Origin of the sequence: Phocaeicola massiliensis B84634 = Timone 84634 = DSM 17679 = JCM 13223, assembly GCF_000382445.1 — a bacterium.
Classification (GTDB): domain Bacteria; phylum Bacteroidota; class Bacteroidia; order Bacteroidales; family Bacteroidaceae; genus Phocaeicola; species Phocaeicola massiliensis.
In genome coordinates, this window is sequence record NZ_KB905472.1 from 2,279,240 (window position 1) to 2,293,892 (window position 14,653).

A 14,653-nucleotide genomic window follows, 5' to 3' on the forward strand; every position below is an offset into this window, starting at 1 on the left:
AAACCAATTATTTTCACTCATTACAAGGCTTTACCTTTGGGCTATTAAATGATATAGTCATGGCGGAAGAATTGAAAGCAAATCAACGGAAAGAATGGGCGAAATTGATGTATCTCAAAGAGAACATCACCCAGCAGGAAATTGCAGACCGGGTAGGTGTTTCCCGTGTCACGGTGAACAAATGGGCTAAGGAATGGGAGGGCTTAAAGCTCAATCTCCTGCAGACACGGGAGGAACGGATCAGCTCCACGCTCACGCAGTTGGACGAACTTGACCGTTCCATCGCAAGCAAGGAGGAGGGCAAACGGTTCCCGTCAGCGGCGGAGGCCGATATCCGGCGCAAGCTGACGGCTGACCTTGAGGCATTGGAGCAGGATGCCTCCATCAGGGATATATACAACGTGTCCCGTGGGCTGCTCGATTGGCTCCGGCAGCAGGATCTCGAAAGGGCAAAGGAATTGAGTGATTATTTCGATGCGTACATAAAGGAGAAAATGAAATGGGTAAAATAGATGATATTCAGGCGTACAAGGAGTGGACTGAATACCACCGTTCACTCAAAAGGGACAAAGCCGCCGACAACCTCTCGCCGGTGGAACGAAAAAAGAAGCTGGAAAAGCTGGAGGCGAACGTCATCGAGTGGATCCTTTTCTTTTTCTCGGAATTCGCAAAGTACCCCTTTACCAAATTCCATAAAAAGGCCATCAAACGCATCACCACGAATATGGAATGGTACGAGGTTCTATCGTGGTCACGTGAGCTGGCAAAATCCACCATCGTGTTCATGTGCATGATGTACCTCGTGCTGACCGGAAAGAAAAAGAACGTGCTACTCATCTCAAACAGTCACGAGAACGCCGTCCGGCTTTTGGAACCTTATAAAAAAGCCTTTGAGAGCAATTCCATGCTAAAGGCATATTATGGTGATTTGAGGGAGTTCGGGAGCTGGACGGCGGACGAATTCACGCTCACTACCGGGGCAACGTTCCGGGCTATCGGTGCGCTGGAGTCACCCCGTGGTACGAGAAAGGACGCTGTACGTCCGGACACGGCTCTCGTGGATGACTTCGATACGGATGCAGACTGCAGGAACCCGGACATCCTGAAAAAGAAATGGGAATGGTTCGAGGAGGCTCTGTTTCCAACCCGATCCATCAGCGAGGATTTGCTGGTGATATTCTGCGGAAACCTGATCGCTCTCGACTGCTGCGTGAAACGTGCCGGTGATAAAGCTGACCATTGGGATATCGTGAACATTCGGGACAAGGATGGCAAATCCAGCTGGCCGGAAAAGAACACGGAGGAACGCATTAACCGCATTCAGTCCAAAATCAGCACAAAGGCGTTCCAGCAAGAATACATGAACAACCCGCTCTCCGAGGGTGACACGTTCAAAGAAATGGTATGGGGCAAATGCCCGCCACTCTCAAAGCTGCAGTTTGCCGTTGTTTACGGGGATCCGGCTCCGTCCAACTCAAAGAACAAGGCCACCTCTTTCAAAGCCTGTTTCCTTATCGGGTATTATGACGGTAAATTCTACGTTTACACCGGTTATCTTGACCATGTGGTAAACGAGGAGTACGTGAACTGGTATTATTATCTTCGGGATTACGTGGGGCAAAAAACGCAGGTATATAATTACATCGAAAATAACAAGCTGCAGGATCCTTTCTATGAACAGGTGTTCGTTCCGCTATTTAGCGAGAAAGGAAAACAACTCGGATTTATCGGGATCATACCGGATACCCGGAAGAAACCGGAAAAGTTTGACCGTATCGAGGGAAACCTTGAGCCGATCAACCGGCGAGGACAACTCATCCTCAACATTGACGAAAAGGATAATCCGCACATGAAAAGGCTGGAGGAGCAGTTCCTGCTCATCAACCGAGCTATGAAATCACCCGCTGACGGCGTGGACTGCATCGAGGGTGGCGTGTGGATCATCAACCAAAAGATAAGCACGCTCTCGGCTGGATCCTACACCGTGGGCGCACGTGTAACCAATAAAAAGAGATTTTAATCATGGCATTTATCACACCCAAAGAATTGGAAACGCACCTCTATAAAGAGAATATAGAGGCTATCAGCAGGGAGGATGAAACAATCCTCACGGCAGCCATAGACGCTGCCCTGCAGGAAGCATACGGATATCTTGGTGCGTATGACCGCAAAAAGATTTTCGAGGCCACAGGGAGCCAAAGAAACGCCCTCCTGCTCATTTTTGTAAAGGACATAGCCGTGTGGCATTTCGTGAACCTATGCAATGCCGGTACTGACCTGCAGCTCCGGCAGGATAGGTACGAGCGTGCCGTGGCATGGCTCCGGCAAGTGCAGAAATCAGACATTAAGCCTAACCTCCCCATTATAGACGAGGACGGTGACGGGAAACCGGATACTGCAGGTGAATATATCTACGGGAGCAATCCCAAGCGTAATCAACATTTTTAATATATGACTATGGCGAACAAGAAAAAAAAGACGGCCACGACAAATGCCGGGGCAAAATCAAAGGAGCAGCTGGTCATCCATCAGATCGTTGTCAAGGCTCCCCAGCGGAAAGTGTATGACGTGGGGAATTGGCGGACGGCTCTCTCCTCTGCAGACAATGGACGAACAAAGCAGCTGTATGACCTGCTCGATGATATCATGATTGACGGCGTTTTGAGCGATGCCGTTCAAAAGCGCATCGATGCGGTCACGAACTCGGAGCTTACTTTCCAAAATGCGGCTGGGGAGGAAGTGGAGGAGATCGCAGACCTGATGGACACCACCGCATGGGAGGATCTGCTGACTGAAATCCTGAAAAAGAAAATATACGGGCGTTCAGGCATTGAAATGACCTTTAATGACGGTTTCAACGTGGAACCGATTCCGGCAAAGCATATCAACCTGAAAAACCGCACAATCCTCCGGCAGGACACGGACGAAATAGGCATACCATACGAGGGAGATTCACAGCTGCTCATTCTCGGCAAAGACCGGGATTTCGGTTTGTTACTCAAGGCGGCTCCCTATGCCATCTACAAACGTGGAGGCTTTGGGGATTGGTCACAATGGATCGAACTTTTCGGGATGCCCCAGCGCATCGGTAAATACAACACGTATGATCCGGAGAGCCGCAAGCTGCTGGAGGAGGCTTTCGATAAAGCCGGATCCGCACCGTATGTGGTCATCCCAAAAGAGGCGGATGTGGAAACCAAAGAGGGCGGAACGGGTTCAGGATCCTCGTACAACGAATTCCGGCAGGCCAACAACGAGGAGATGCTGATCACTATCCTCGGACAAACCATGACCACCGTACAGGGAGAGAAAGGCGCACGTTCATTGGGTGAGGTTCACAAGGAGGTAGAGGAGGGAAAGAATAAATCTGACCTCCGGTACGTACAGCGTGTCCTCAACCAAAAGGTACTCCCCATGCTGGAGGCGAGAGGGTATCCCGTTGCTGGCGGAAAGTTCATTTTCCCCAAAGCGGCGGAGCAGCTCTCCGTTGCCGAGGTGGTGCAGCTCTCCGACATCATGGATATCCCGCAGAGCTACCTGCATGAAAAATATTCGATTCCCGTGCCTAAAGACGGGGAGCCGGTCGCAAAACGTGCCTCCGCTCAGTTCGATATAGGAGAGGATTCGGAGGAGGACACAATCAGTAATGCAGACCGTAATTTCTTTATGCGCTTATGGGATTTTTTCGTGCAAGCCCCGCAGGTCGGGGCATCCATTGGAAAAGCCCCCATCAGGCTGAATGATAACGCTCCGATGTCGGAAAAGCTGGCCGCAAGGATTGCAAACGGCGAAACCGGGAAGTTCGATGCGGAGTTGTTCTCCTTTATTGCTACCGACTTTTTGAACGGTGTTCAAAGTGCGTTCAAACGTTCAATGAACCATGCGGATGTAAGATTCGCATACGGCCTGCAGGATGACGCTTTCATCACCGCTTTGGAGATGAACCTGTTTCATTTCTCCGCCGGTAAGACGCTGGCGGAAATTCAGGAGCTGAACAAGGCGTTCAGGGAGAGCGGTAATTTTCAGGAGTTCTCCAAAAAAGCGGAGCAAATATGTGGCACGTTCAATAAAACGTGGCAAAAGACGGAATACGAAACGGCGGTACTAACGGCGGAGTCCGCCAGCAATTACCACCGGCTCATGGGAAAAACGAAAATGTTCCCTTATTGGAAATATGTCACTGCCGGGGATGAAAAGGTAAGGGAGGAACACCGGAAGCTGGACGGGGTGATATTACCGGCCAATGATCCACGGTGGAAAAAGATATTCCCGCCCAATGGCTGGAAATGCCGTTGCCGGGTGGTTCCGCTCATGAAACACGAGGTAGAGGGTATAGACATCAACGCCATGCGTGCCATTGTCGATGAATACCTCGGTACGAGTGAATGGAAAATGAACGAGGCTCAGGGCTGGGATTCAAACCGGGGAGAAACGGCTGAGGTGTTTTCCAAGAACCAGCATTATATCCGCAAGTTTCCCGATAAAGCCGCCTCCTTGCTGGGTGACCTGCATTATAATGATTACGGGCTGGAGTCCTTTGGAAAGAAAGCGGCGGCAGCGACCGAAAAAGCACCGGTGTTTGCCGGGGATCCGAACCAGTGGAGGGATTCGCATCAGGTGATGGATGACTACAAAGGCCGAAAGGTGCAACTTACGGAGGAGGTGTTCAAACGCCACACCACAAAGAAATACGAGGAGGCTCGTGTTCCTCTCGTGGAGTGCATCCCGGACGTGCTTAAAAACCCTGACGAGGTATGGATAAACGACTATCAAAAGAAGTTCGACAACCTGAACTTTATCAAGTTTTACGAGGATAAGGTGATTAACGTGGTTTGCGAGGTTAAGAACGGAACGCTCTATCAGGTCACGACATGGTTCGAGATAGAACAAAACGCCAACATCAAGGTGAAAGGCCGCAGGAGCAGAAAGATAGATCCACGATGGAGATATCGCCGTGGTCTGCTTATCAAAAAGTAAAAGGAGGCTCTGAGAACCTCCTTTTATATACGGATTAACATCCCGCTCCGCCGTATAAAGCCCGGACTTTTTGATGCCCCCGTCATCCGTCAGGTGTTGGCATATTCGATTCATCCCCGGAGCGATATGCTTACGGAAGCAAATATACAAAATTATTTCAATATGAATATCAAAGAATTAAATAATTATCTGCAATCGCTCCCGGAGGAGATAATCTCCGATGCGGCAGAAATCGTGGTGGAAACGGCCACGGAATACTATAAATCAGCTTTCAAGAAGAAAGCATTTGACGGGAACCCGTGGACTCCGGCAAAAGCACCGAAAACAACCGGTTCCCTGCTGATCGACTCCGGTGCGCTGGTGAACAGTATCAGACCGGCGGTGATAACTCCCCAGCGGGTGGTTATCTCTGCAGGGAATGAAAAGATAGATTACGCTCAGGTACACAACGAGGGATTCAAAGGTATAGTACCCGTACCGGCACACACCCGGAAAACAAAACGGAAAGATGTACCGGTCAAGGCGCACACCCGGAAAACTAACATCCCGAAACGTGAATTCATGGGAGATTCCGAAGAATTGAACGAGCAGATACACGCACGGATAGAGGGATATATTGACTCACTTAACAATGAATAGCTATGAACAAAGAAATTTTTATTGCCGTTTGTGACCGGCTGAAAACAGAAGTACCACAACTCCGGTGGATAGATGCCGAGGAGGGACAACTTAACACGGGAGAGCGGCCTGCTGTGGCTTTCCCGTGCTGCCTGATAGATATATCTTACCCGTCCTGCGAAACCCACATGGGTGGACGGCAAAAGATAAATGCGCAAATACAACTCAGGGTGGCCTTTCAAGCCGGAGGGAGTACAAATGCGGCAGCCCCTAAACTTGTCAGGGAACACGCTCTCTCCTGCATGGACACGTTGGATAAGATACACGAGGCTTTGCAATGGTGGAACGGCGGGAACCTTTTCAACCCGATGCGCCGCCTCCGGGGTGCGCCGGAAAAAAGAGCGGACGGTCTGAAAGTGTATAACGTGATCTATGAAACCGAGTTTATGGATTAGTTCCAATCAAAGCCGGGAAACATCGCTTTGAGCTTGCGGGTGGACGCTTTGGAACGCAGGAGTTCATTGTAAAAATCATCCTGTTCCACCAGCGTGTTGCTGATGGTTCGCTCTTCGACAAAGAACTCGTTATCGGAAAGGATTCTCAGCACGTCATCGAAGCGGCGGCGTTTGATCTCAGTCCAATAGTAATAACGGGCGGTCATGATGCGGTTCCGCTTTTCGAGGCGGTCACGGCGGGAGGTGATGGCAGCATCGGAGGAGGCAACCGTGCGTGTTCTGCGGCGGTTACCGGCTTTCTCTATTTCCGGGCAAAAAAACGGTATTACGAGCTGCTCCTGCATATTGATTTGATTACTTAATACAAAGGTACATTATTTGCACCATAGTACGAAAAAAGTCCGCTGAAAATTAGGATTTCAGCGGACTTTTATTATTGATTAAAGGGCTTTTACATTGCAAGCATACCCTCTTTGTCATCCTTACCCGGAACGAACGGCTTTATAGTGGTTATCACCGAGCTGGTCACTTTCACTCTGCCGGATCCGAGGCAGGTCGGACATTGGCAGGATCCGGATACCTTTGTCCTGTTCTCATCGCTGTACTCGAATACAACGCCTTTTCCCTCGCAACGCTTGCATACAGCCACACGGGTGGGAATATACCGGGCTTTCGCATTATTCGTCTGTTCCATCTGATTCCTCCTTTATTATGGTTAATTCTTCACTTGATTTCGGGTGATACATGAAATCGGTTTTGAGCTTTTTGAAAACCGTCAGTTCCACCTGAAAATCCTCAAATTCCTTGTTCCGGCTGGAAAGCTGGCGTTTGATGAACTCGGTAACGTCACGTTTCATTTCAGGAACCGACATCTCGACACCGGTTTCCGGCACGTATAAGCCCTCAAGCCGGAGCTTGCGGTAACCTCTGCGGTGGATTTGGAATTGAACTTTGTATATCATGACCGTCCCTCCTTATGCTTCTGTCATACCCAGAGGAATGGTCACCCACATACCGTCCTCGTTCTTCATTTCCGCTCTCACAAACTGTTTGCTGATCGCTGGCTGGTATGCCTCCTCGATGATGCGGACACCCTCCATGAAACGGTCATTGTTGCTTTCTTCCGCAATCTTACGGAGCTGGACGATACGGCTGGCTTTTAACGTGCCTTTGGCATCACGTGCCAGCAGCTTCAAAACCATGCTCACGAGTGATTTCGTTTTAGCATTGTCGGCGAGGCTCTCGATGTATTCTTTCACGATCACGATTCCGTCCTCCACCGTGTCACGGTAGCCGTCCGTCACGTACACTCCGAGAGTGATGCGCTTGGTTCCCTCCGAATTGGTAAAGGTATGGCTGCGCTGGTCATCCTTTACGACTTTCAGAACCTCGCATTTCATGTCAAGGATACTCTTAAAGTTCTCCAGCACCGTCTTTTTGGTTTCCTTGATATCCTCACTCAAGGAGAGGAGTACCGGGATTGCGCTGTTCACTTCATCATCCACCATTTGGCGGTACGTTTCACGTTCGGCTTTCGCCTTTTCCTGAGCCTCTTTTTTGGCCTTTTCTTTACGGAAAGCCTCGAATTGAGCCTTTTCCTCTGCCGTCATTTCAACGGTCTGCTTTTCTTCAATCTGTGCCATAATATCACATTTTAAATGGTTTATAAATAAGTTAATTGAGTTCTTTCTTTGCTTTCTGCATATCCTTTTGCCGGATGGAGCGGATCCGGAGCAATACCGCATCCAAATCATCAGCGGACAACTCCCTGAATTTCTTTCCTGCGATACGAACGCCCAAACAAAAGTTATCCACCGCCGCCCAATTTGCCGTATCAATACCCATCAACTGCATTTGGTGGAGAACGGCAGAGCGTTTCTTTTTCAGAACCTCGTAACTGACCGGACGGCTGGATCCGGTCTGCTTCTCCATCTCCCGTATCATCGAGTTATATTCACTCAAAGTCATTTCTCTCAGTGAGTCCGTCCGCCCATTCGTAAAGCTGGATACAAGCTGCAGCTTTAAACCGTCCCTGTCAGAACAGGGCATTTTCGCCAGCAGCGTCCAAAAACGTGAATAACTGTTTGTCTTTGCCATAATCAATCAAGTTCAGGGGTTTCACTCTCTTTTAGGGATTGCAGAACGTACAATTCGGTAATGGCCGGGTTCGTCCCCAAATTACTTTCGCCGGAGTCATAGGCCAACTCAAATTCACGCTGACAAATGGCTCGCTGCTCCTGCAGCTTGGATGCCGCATACTCTTTCATGGCATCGACAATACGTTTCAATTCTTCGGGAGAGAACTTTCTGCCGAGTTCCTCGTTCTTTTTCAGGCTGAATACCTGTCTTAATGCTGATAACGCTTTCATATTTGCACGACTTTTACAGGTTGTTGTACTACTTTTACCATTGCCTCCGGCACATCCTTGATGATAGCTGCGGCCAGCTCCGGGTTCCGGAGTTCAACCACCGCCCAATCATCTTTCTTGGCCGGGCTGATCAGCAATTTCTCCGGTCGGTTAAAGCAAGTCCAATTCATAAGGACTGTACTTAAAGAGGCCACCGGTAAGCCTATTTGATAAAGATCATTTCCCATTGATTTGCTTGTTTAAATTGATCTTTGAACCGTCATCGTACCCGGAACAATAGGCGGAAGTGTTCACTTTATTCCGGTTCTTGGATTTATGGGTGGTTGTGCCTATCGATTGAAAATAATCATCAATCAAATGGTTGTGACACAGCATCAGTCCGGTTTCCTCCGCTGTTTTCCGAATGCTCTCAAATTGTTTCCGCAAACCGGTGCAACATCCCAACAAATAAGATTTTATATAATTCCGTTTAAACTTCTTTGTCCGGTAATACCCTCTGCGGGTAGCCACATACTCGGTGCAACGTTCTACCGACAACCGGCGGAATACAGACCTCAAGTAATTATAAAGCGAGAGCACAACTTCCGCATTTTCCCGTGTACCGACTACCACCATGTAAGTCGTACCTCCATGCAACAAAATCCGGCAAAAATTATACTCGCATATAATCCGCAACAAATCCCTTTTCCAAATATTCCCATACGTGTCCTGATAGGTTATTTTCTCCGATTCACTCACGGATATCATATTCTTTTGTTCTTCCGGGGTAACATCCATCAATGACAAGTTATAGGATGTCAGCAGCCGGTTTACAGCCTCCGCAGCTGCATGGGCTTCTCCCTCGGATCCGATTTTTATGGCGGATTCTTTTAACCGGAGCAGCTTTCTAATTTTCGCCAATATATTTTCAGGTACTTCTTTTTCCATCGTTCATTCTATTTTGCAGGTTTCCACTCGATAGTTATCACGGCATCGAGTTTACCGCTACCTTTGCAGACCGGGCAATCAACTTTCACCCGTTCCCGTTGTTCCTCTCCCCAAAAGAAACCGTTACCGTGGCAATAGCTACACCGGTGGCCTTTGCTGGAGATACTTTCTTTCTGATTTCCCTCTCCGATAAACATGGGAGGCGAAATCGTTATAACTTGATTATTTTTACTCATTTCCGTTCGTTTTAAGCGTTATCTCCCCAATATCTTACCGCACCCTCATCCCAAATTGTAAAATGCCCCACGGAGCCGAAAAAGCGGCCTTTCGAGAAAGCCCGAAACCCCTCCACGTAAATTTTCAGGGCGGCATCATACATCACTTTCTTTGCGCTCCGACCATCAGGGTTCCGGCCATCTGCATGGCTGATAAAAATCAGCAGCTTGTTCCGGTGCGCCTCCTTAAATTTGATGTATTCTTTATAGCTCATTTGGGTGTATTGGAAACTGTCAATGACGTAAAAATCGGGGCTTTTATGCTTATCCATTCTTTCACCAAGCTCGGACATCGGCTCACAGTCAAGCAGCTGGAAACGGCGGTTTACCTCGGCCATGTTGAAACGGCGGAGCGTGTTCTGCATGGTGAGGCTCGCACCCTCTTCGAGGCTGTCATAAGCCACCCGCCCAAACTTTGCCAGCTCTTTACAAAGCTGCATGACAAAGCTGCTTTTCCCGTTACCACTATTGCCCCAAATAAACCAAACGCCAATCCGTTCAGGCTCTCCGAAAACGTCCGCCCATGCGCCTGTCAGCTTGAGCGTTTCTTTCTTCATGCTTACTGCTTCTGTTACCGATAATGCCCGTGCCATAAATCAATATCTGAAATCTGTAAAATGAATAATCACTCCCTCGAATGTGTTGGAGGTCTTAAAAAACCAGCTCACGAAATCATCGAGAGTCATCCCGTCATTAGCAGCCAGCTGCTCCACGTTTAGGATACGTTTTCCGTCTATGAAAACGGTCGGCTGCTCGACATCGGAGTCCCATGTCATTTGCACCTGCTGGATACCGATTTTTTTCAACCTTTTCACCTCCAGCTGCGGAGTATGATAAGGACGGCCAATCCACCGGCGGATAGATAGCTCCGCATTATGGGAGTTGATAAGCTCCATGTTGTACGCCCATTTGCCCGGATCCTCACGAAACGTGTGGATCTTGGTTCCTTTAATCACTTTCTCAGGAAAGCCGGTGAGCTGGCCTCTTTTCAAATGGCCTGCCGGGAACCGGCTTGCGAGTGGTAAAACAATTTGTTTCATATACTTTTTGAATTACGTTCAAACGCCGTTCAACCAGCGTTTGAACAGGGTTTTATACTATTTCGCTGCCGCCACCTTTTTCTCCCGGTGAATGGCATCTTTCACGCATCGCAAATCAAACTCCGATTTTTCCGTCACATCGATCACGTTTGCAATAAGTTTTTTATCCATCAGTCCGTTGGCTTGGCAAATGGCAAATACATCATTATGGGAGGTTGGTTCCAGCTCAAAGAACTTACGCCCAATGCGGGAATAAATCTCGTTATAGCCTTTCCGGTTGTGGTTCAAACCGCAGTCAATACGATGCTGGATGTAATCGGTGGATAAGAAAGTAATCCCGCATTTGCCCTCCAGCCGGTTATACAGGTTGATAAAGTAGTGAAACACGTTATCATTCAACTTATCACCCTCATCGAACACCAAAAGTGGATTTTCCATCTGTATGATGCTCTCGATGGCCAAGTCCAATATTTCACGGATACGCATCCCGCAAGTCTTAAAACCGAGTTTACGGGCGATCTCCCGAACAAAATCACCTTTCCGCATATCCTCATCACAAAGGATGACGAACACCTCATGATTCTTTTGTGCGTACATGGTGGCTGTCGTTGTTTTGCCACATCCCGCACCACCCACGATCCAGCGGACTTTTTTAAATTCCTGCGCATCGCTCAGGGCATACCATATCTCCTGAAAGGAGTTCGTTTCCACGAGCTGCCAACCGGTGGCCGCAGCTGCAGGGGTTATCTGAGAGATGATATTGCGGAACATATCATCACTGATACTCTCATACTTGCCGTTAACCACGGCACTCAATGTCCCGGCAGATACGCCGTTCAAACTTGCCGCAGCCTTTTTTTGGCTGGAATACTTTGCTGCATATACCCGGAGAGCTTCACGGATACTGTCTTTCTCTTGCTGTGTCATTGTACTGTTCATTTTATTTAGAATTATAATTTTCCTGCTACTTTCTTTTCATTCAGGCGGATGTCACCATTCAGCTGGTCAAACGTGATGTTGCTTATTAGCTTTGTCACCTTACCGGCGGAGAGCTGTTCCGGATCCTGACTGTACCGGCGGACTCGGCGTTCAATTTCACGCTCCGTTTCGCTCTTTGCACCTTTCAATTTCGGACGTTTGAGTCCCTGTTGTTCCATACTCACGCCGTGCGCCTGCTCGATGATACGTGCATCAACCTGACGCTCGATGCGATCCTCCGTGTTCGCCTCTATATTCCGGCGGATAAAGGACATTTCGCCCTCGGTCTGTTCCTGAATATTCCGGTGGATGACGATATAAGGCTCTGCAGTTCGTACAAATCGCAGCTCTCCGGCTTTATCTTTCTTGTATAGCCGTACCGAAGTATGGTCATAAGGATCGTACATGGTGTAGAACTTTTGCCCTCTGTTTTTTCTTAGGAATTCATGGTCGGGAACACCCGGAACCTCGTAAACCTCGTATGTAAACTCACGTTTTTTAATGGTTATTTTCAGACCGTTATCTGTGTAAGTGGAGGGTTTATCAGTCATCACCCAAAACATCTCGATCATGTCGAGAACACCCACTGTCGGGGTATCAGGGTTCACGCTATTTTGGTACATCTCGATGCGGTTCACCCCGGTAGCAAAATGCTTGCTTTCGTTCCATTCTTTCCGGGCGGCAGCGTATGCTGCTTTCAGTTCGGCCAAAGTGTAAAGTTTATCCTTGTTCGCCTCGATACGCTCTAAATTCGGGCGGCTCGTGTCCTTTTTGGTGGTGATATTTTGACCGGTGAACCTCCAATCCTTATGCAGAACCTCAGCCTGAAAACGTCCGAAAACGCTCTCTATCGTTTTGGATTGCCCGCTGTATGGAGCCGTGGTTCTATGAACATGGCCGACAATCTTATCAAAGAAATGGCTATTCTGCAGTTTCTTGTGGCCTCCCTGATTATCATGCACCAGCTCGTAAGGCTTATGACCTGATACCTGAATGGCCATGCGGTAGGCATTATATTGCGCCTCGTAGTCCTCGCTGTCTGAAATATGGTATCCCAAAAATACCTCCGAATAAGCATCGATGACCTCGTAAACCTGAGTGGTACGAACCACCAGCTTACCGTCCTTGTCATAGTCTTTATAGTACAAATTGATTTTCGTACCATCACCATACCACAAGGAGTCACGCATCGAGGGAAGCTCGGTTTTATTCTTGCGGCTGTAACGCTGGTGAGCTTTCAGCTCCCCGTGAACGGCATCGTACCATAACGGTTCGATGTCAGGACGGTTCAGGAATTGCCGGAGGCTCTGAATGCTCCGGAGCTGCTTCCAACCTTTCTCATCTGCAATCCGGTTGAATTCCACGAATATTTGAGCATCTGTATAAACGGGAACGCTGCTCCGCTTTAACGCTATAATCATGTTACCGGCTTCCTCGGTTATTTTCAGGGTATTGCCATTTCCCATTTTCTTGCTGATCAAGCAGGAGTAACCCTCTTTTTTGTATTGGTTTATTTTGTCTTTCAGCCGGGCGGCGTTTTCAGGTAGCGTATGGCCATAAGAGTCACGGAGGCGGTCTGCCGTTCCGATAATCGTTTCCCATACTTTCTTTGTACTTCCACCCAAAGCCTTGCGATAGCCCTCCCGGTCATTCAGGATCGATATCAACTCGTTCAGTACCGAGGCGTTTATGGTGTATTCCTCTTTTTTCCTTTCGGTAAGGCTCACCATCTCGCCGGCCTTGTCATACCGGTAATCCTCAAAGAATGTTCGGGCGGCATCATCTATTTTAAGCCTGTCTTTCATGCACTGCTCTTTGATTAGCTCCACCGGATCACCATACTTTTGCTCAAAGCGGATCCGGTAACGTTCAGGTAGGGAGGAATAGACATATAAAGCGATGTTTCCTCCACCGCCTCCACGAGAAATAACATCAACACGTTTCCTGTATTGCAAGGACTTCAATGTTCCGGGTTTTATTACCGGATCATTTCCTGATGTTAATTCATCGTAAGTTGCACATACTGTTTTTCCAAAATACTCCATACCTTTTTAAACTTTGTCCCCGGAGGCGGAGTCGAACCACCTCAAAAGACCGTCCGGGATTTTTCTTACCTTTGCAAAATCAAATCGTTATCATCATGGAAACATCATTTTGTATCACTTTTTACATTGATCAGGAGATTGCCCAGCCTGACAACGTTCGCACAGCGTTTGCAAATCAGCTAAGGAGATTGAACCTGAGATACAGAAGTAAGCCTTATTATCCCGAATCCGGATGGTTAACCCCCGCGTTTGGAGTTCCGGTGGAGTTGAGTTTCTATACGTCAATTCCAAAAGGCCGGCCAAGCGGAAGTAAGGCTCTTCATCAAGCTCTAAAAAACGCCGTGAACGAGATTGAGAGGGAACATAAGGAGGTTGTAAAGACAGCCATAGAGAGGGCGTGTCATCCATCTCGTTGACGATTTCGGGGCATCTTGCGGAGTACAAGGTTCTTTCCGCATCAAGCAGATCTTCAAACGATTTTCTGATAGTGTCATCTTCTTTAACGTGAAATACTCTTTTCATGATTAATCCTCCTTTATATTTAATGGTACTTTTTTAATCAGGCGGGCGGCATTGGCAAAATTCAAGACTACCACTATAATAGCCCATATCGGACTATCATCAGTTATACATAAAAAGCATAAACTTAGGCAGAAATACCACACGTAAAACTTTTGCCTCGCAGTCAAAGAGAAATACTCCCTGAACTCATCTCCAAAGAGAAGTAACAACACCTCTTTCATACCGCCTCCTTTTGATCTCCGATTTCAACACCTCCACGTTCAAGGGCTACCTTACGGATAAGCCTCGCCTTGCTGCTGTTACTGCGATAAACCAGTGCCTCCCAAACGGCTTTGCTCGTGACTTTAAAATCCTTTGAGATTTTCTTGATCTCACCACGATCTACTACTATTCGCTTTCTCATATCACATTGTTTTTAAAAGTTATTCATTGTCATATCAGCCGTTT

The 14,653-nt window shown here is 48.0% G+C and carries 22 protein-coding genes; 6 read left to right on the plus strand and 16 right to left on the minus strand.

Annotated features, from left to right (window positions below):
* Window positions 1-59 precede the first annotated feature (59 nt).
* The 6 genes from HMPREF1534_RS09470 to HMPREF1534_RS09445 all read left to right on the plus strand — a co-directional run bounded on the left by HMPREF1534_RS09470 (window position 60) and on the right by HMPREF1534_RS09445 (window position 6,050).
* Window positions 60-512 carry a helix-turn-helix domain-containing protein gene (locus HMPREF1534_RS09470; protein ID WP_005940352.1) on the plus strand — a complete coding sequence of 151 codons (453 nt, stop codon included), beginning with the start codon at window positions 60-62 and terminating at the stop codon, window positions 510-512.
* Window positions 500-2,020: a hypothetical protein gene (locus tag HMPREF1534_RS09465; RefSeq protein ID WP_005779449.1), complete on the plus strand. Its 1,521-nt coding sequence runs from the start codon at window positions 500-502 to the stop codon at window positions 2,018-2,020. The genes HMPREF1534_RS09470 and HMPREF1534_RS09465 overlap by 13 nt, the downstream gene beginning before the upstream one ends.
* A gap of 2 nt (window positions 2,021-2,022) precedes the next feature.
* Window positions 2,023-2,448, plus strand: a complete 426-nt coding sequence (locus HMPREF1534_RS09460) for a phage protein Gp36 family protein (RefSeq protein WP_005779451.1) — start codon at window positions 2,023-2,025, stop codon at window positions 2,446-2,448.
* A gap of 3 nt (window positions 2,449-2,451) precedes the next feature.
* On the plus strand, window positions 2,452-4,977 hold the full coding sequence (locus HMPREF1534_RS09455; RefSeq protein ID WP_032932247.1) for a phage portal protein family protein: 2,526 nt from the start codon (window positions 2,452-2,454) through the stop codon (window positions 4,975-4,977).
* A gap of 162 nt (window positions 4,978-5,139) precedes the next feature.
* Window positions 5,140-5,616: a phage virion morphogenesis protein gene (locus HMPREF1534_RS09450; RefSeq protein ID WP_005940359.1), complete on the plus strand. Its 477-nt coding sequence runs from the start codon at window positions 5,140-5,142 to the stop codon at window positions 5,614-5,616.
* Window positions 5,617-5,618: 2 nt separating this feature from the next.
* Window positions 5,619-6,050, plus strand: coding sequence for a hypothetical protein (locus HMPREF1534_RS09445; RefSeq protein WP_005940362.1), 432 nt, complete (start codon window positions 5,619-5,621; stop codon window positions 6,048-6,050).
* On the opposite strand, the gene HMPREF1534_RS09440 is transcribed toward HMPREF1534_RS09445, so the two are convergent.
* The 16 genes from HMPREF1534_RS09440 to HMPREF1534_RS09370 form a co-directional block, all read right to left on the minus strand.
* Window positions 6,047-6,394 (minus strand): hypothetical protein, encoded by a 348-nt coding sequence (locus tag HMPREF1534_RS09440; RefSeq protein WP_005779459.1) that lies wholly within the window; start codon window positions 6,392-6,394, stop codon window positions 6,047-6,049. The genes HMPREF1534_RS09445 and HMPREF1534_RS09440 overlap by 4 nt on opposite strands.
* Before the next feature lie 107 nt (window positions 6,395-6,501).
* Complete coding sequence (locus HMPREF1534_RS09435; RefSeq protein ID WP_005779462.1) at window positions 6,502-6,744, minus strand: hypothetical protein; 243 nt, start codon at window positions 6,742-6,744, stop codon at window positions 6,502-6,504.
* Window positions 6,728-7,012, minus strand: a complete 285-nt coding sequence (locus tag HMPREF1534_RS09430) for a hypothetical protein (protein ID WP_005940365.1) — start codon at window positions 7,010-7,012, stop codon at window positions 6,728-6,730. The genes HMPREF1534_RS09435 and HMPREF1534_RS09430 overlap by 17 nt, the downstream gene beginning before the upstream one ends.
* 12 nt (window positions 7,013-7,024) lie before the next feature.
* A complete protein-coding gene (locus tag HMPREF1534_RS09425; protein WP_005940368.1) occupies window positions 7,025-7,693 on the minus strand; it encodes a DUF3164 family protein in 669 nt (222 codons plus the stop codon).
* Between the two features lie 31 nt (window positions 7,694-7,724).
* A complete protein-coding gene (locus HMPREF1534_RS09420; RefSeq protein ID WP_005779468.1) occupies window positions 7,725-8,147 on the minus strand; it encodes a hypothetical protein in 423 nt (140 codons plus the stop codon).
* Between the two features lie 2 nt (window positions 8,148-8,149).
* Window positions 8,150-8,419 (minus strand): hypothetical protein, encoded by a 270-nt coding sequence (locus HMPREF1534_RS09415; RefSeq protein ID WP_005779469.1) that lies wholly within the window; start codon window positions 8,417-8,419, stop codon window positions 8,150-8,152.
* The gene (locus HMPREF1534_RS09410) at window positions 8,416-8,589 is read right to left on the minus strand and encodes a hypothetical protein (protein ID WP_227201719.1); all 174 of its coding nucleotides are present in this window, start codon (window positions 8,587-8,589) and stop codon (window positions 8,416-8,418) included. The genes HMPREF1534_RS09415 and HMPREF1534_RS09410 overlap by 4 nt, the downstream gene beginning before the upstream one ends.
* 46 nt (window positions 8,590-8,635) lie before the next feature.
* On the minus strand, window positions 8,636-9,346 hold the full coding sequence (locus HMPREF1534_RS09405) for a DUF7168 domain-containing protein (RefSeq protein WP_005940374.1): 711 nt from the start codon (window positions 9,344-9,346) through the stop codon (window positions 8,636-8,638).
* Window positions 9,347-9,354: 8 nt separating this feature from the next.
* A complete protein-coding gene (locus tag HMPREF1534_RS09400; RefSeq protein WP_005940377.1) occupies window positions 9,355-9,582 on the minus strand; it encodes a hypothetical protein in 228 nt (75 codons plus the stop codon).
* 11 nt (window positions 9,583-9,593) lie between these two features.
* The gene (locus HMPREF1534_RS09395) at window positions 9,594-10,214 is read right to left on the minus strand and encodes a GTPase domain-containing protein (RefSeq protein WP_018452403.1); all 621 of its coding nucleotides are present in this window, start codon (window positions 10,212-10,214) and stop codon (window positions 9,594-9,596) included.
* Between the two features lie 3 nt (window positions 10,215-10,217).
* Entirely contained in the window at window positions 10,218-10,661 is a 444-nt protein-coding gene (locus HMPREF1534_RS09390) for a hypothetical protein (RefSeq protein ID WP_005940382.1), read from the minus strand.
* 57 nt (window positions 10,662-10,718) lie between these two features.
* Window positions 10,719-11,588 carry an ATP-binding protein gene (locus tag HMPREF1534_RS09385; RefSeq protein ID WP_005940383.1) on the minus strand — a complete coding sequence of 290 codons (870 nt, stop codon included), beginning with the start codon at window positions 11,586-11,588 and terminating at the stop codon, window positions 10,719-10,721.
* 23 nt (window positions 11,589-11,611) lie between these two features.
* Window positions 11,612-13,684 carry a hypothetical protein gene (locus HMPREF1534_RS09380; RefSeq protein ID WP_005940386.1) on the minus strand — a complete coding sequence of 691 codons (2,073 nt, stop codon included), beginning with the start codon at window positions 13,682-13,684 and terminating at the stop codon, window positions 11,612-11,614.
* Window positions 13,685-13,798: 114 nt separating this feature from the next.
* Window positions 13,799-14,206 carry a hypothetical protein gene (locus tag HMPREF1534_RS19825; RefSeq protein ID WP_005940388.1) on the minus strand — a complete coding sequence of 136 codons (408 nt, stop codon included), beginning with the start codon at window positions 14,204-14,206 and terminating at the stop codon, window positions 13,799-13,801.
* A 2-nt stretch (window positions 14,207-14,208) separates the two neighbouring features.
* On the minus strand, window positions 14,209-14,427 hold the full coding sequence (locus HMPREF1534_RS09375; RefSeq protein ID WP_005940390.1) for a hypothetical protein: 219 nt from the start codon (window positions 14,425-14,427) through the stop codon (window positions 14,209-14,211).
* Window positions 14,424-14,609 (minus strand): hypothetical protein, encoded by a 186-nt coding sequence (locus HMPREF1534_RS09370; protein WP_005940392.1) that lies wholly within the window; start codon window positions 14,607-14,609, stop codon window positions 14,424-14,426. The genes HMPREF1534_RS09375 and HMPREF1534_RS09370 overlap by 4 nt, the downstream gene beginning before the upstream one ends.
* Window positions 14,610-14,653: the final 44 nt, after the last annotated feature.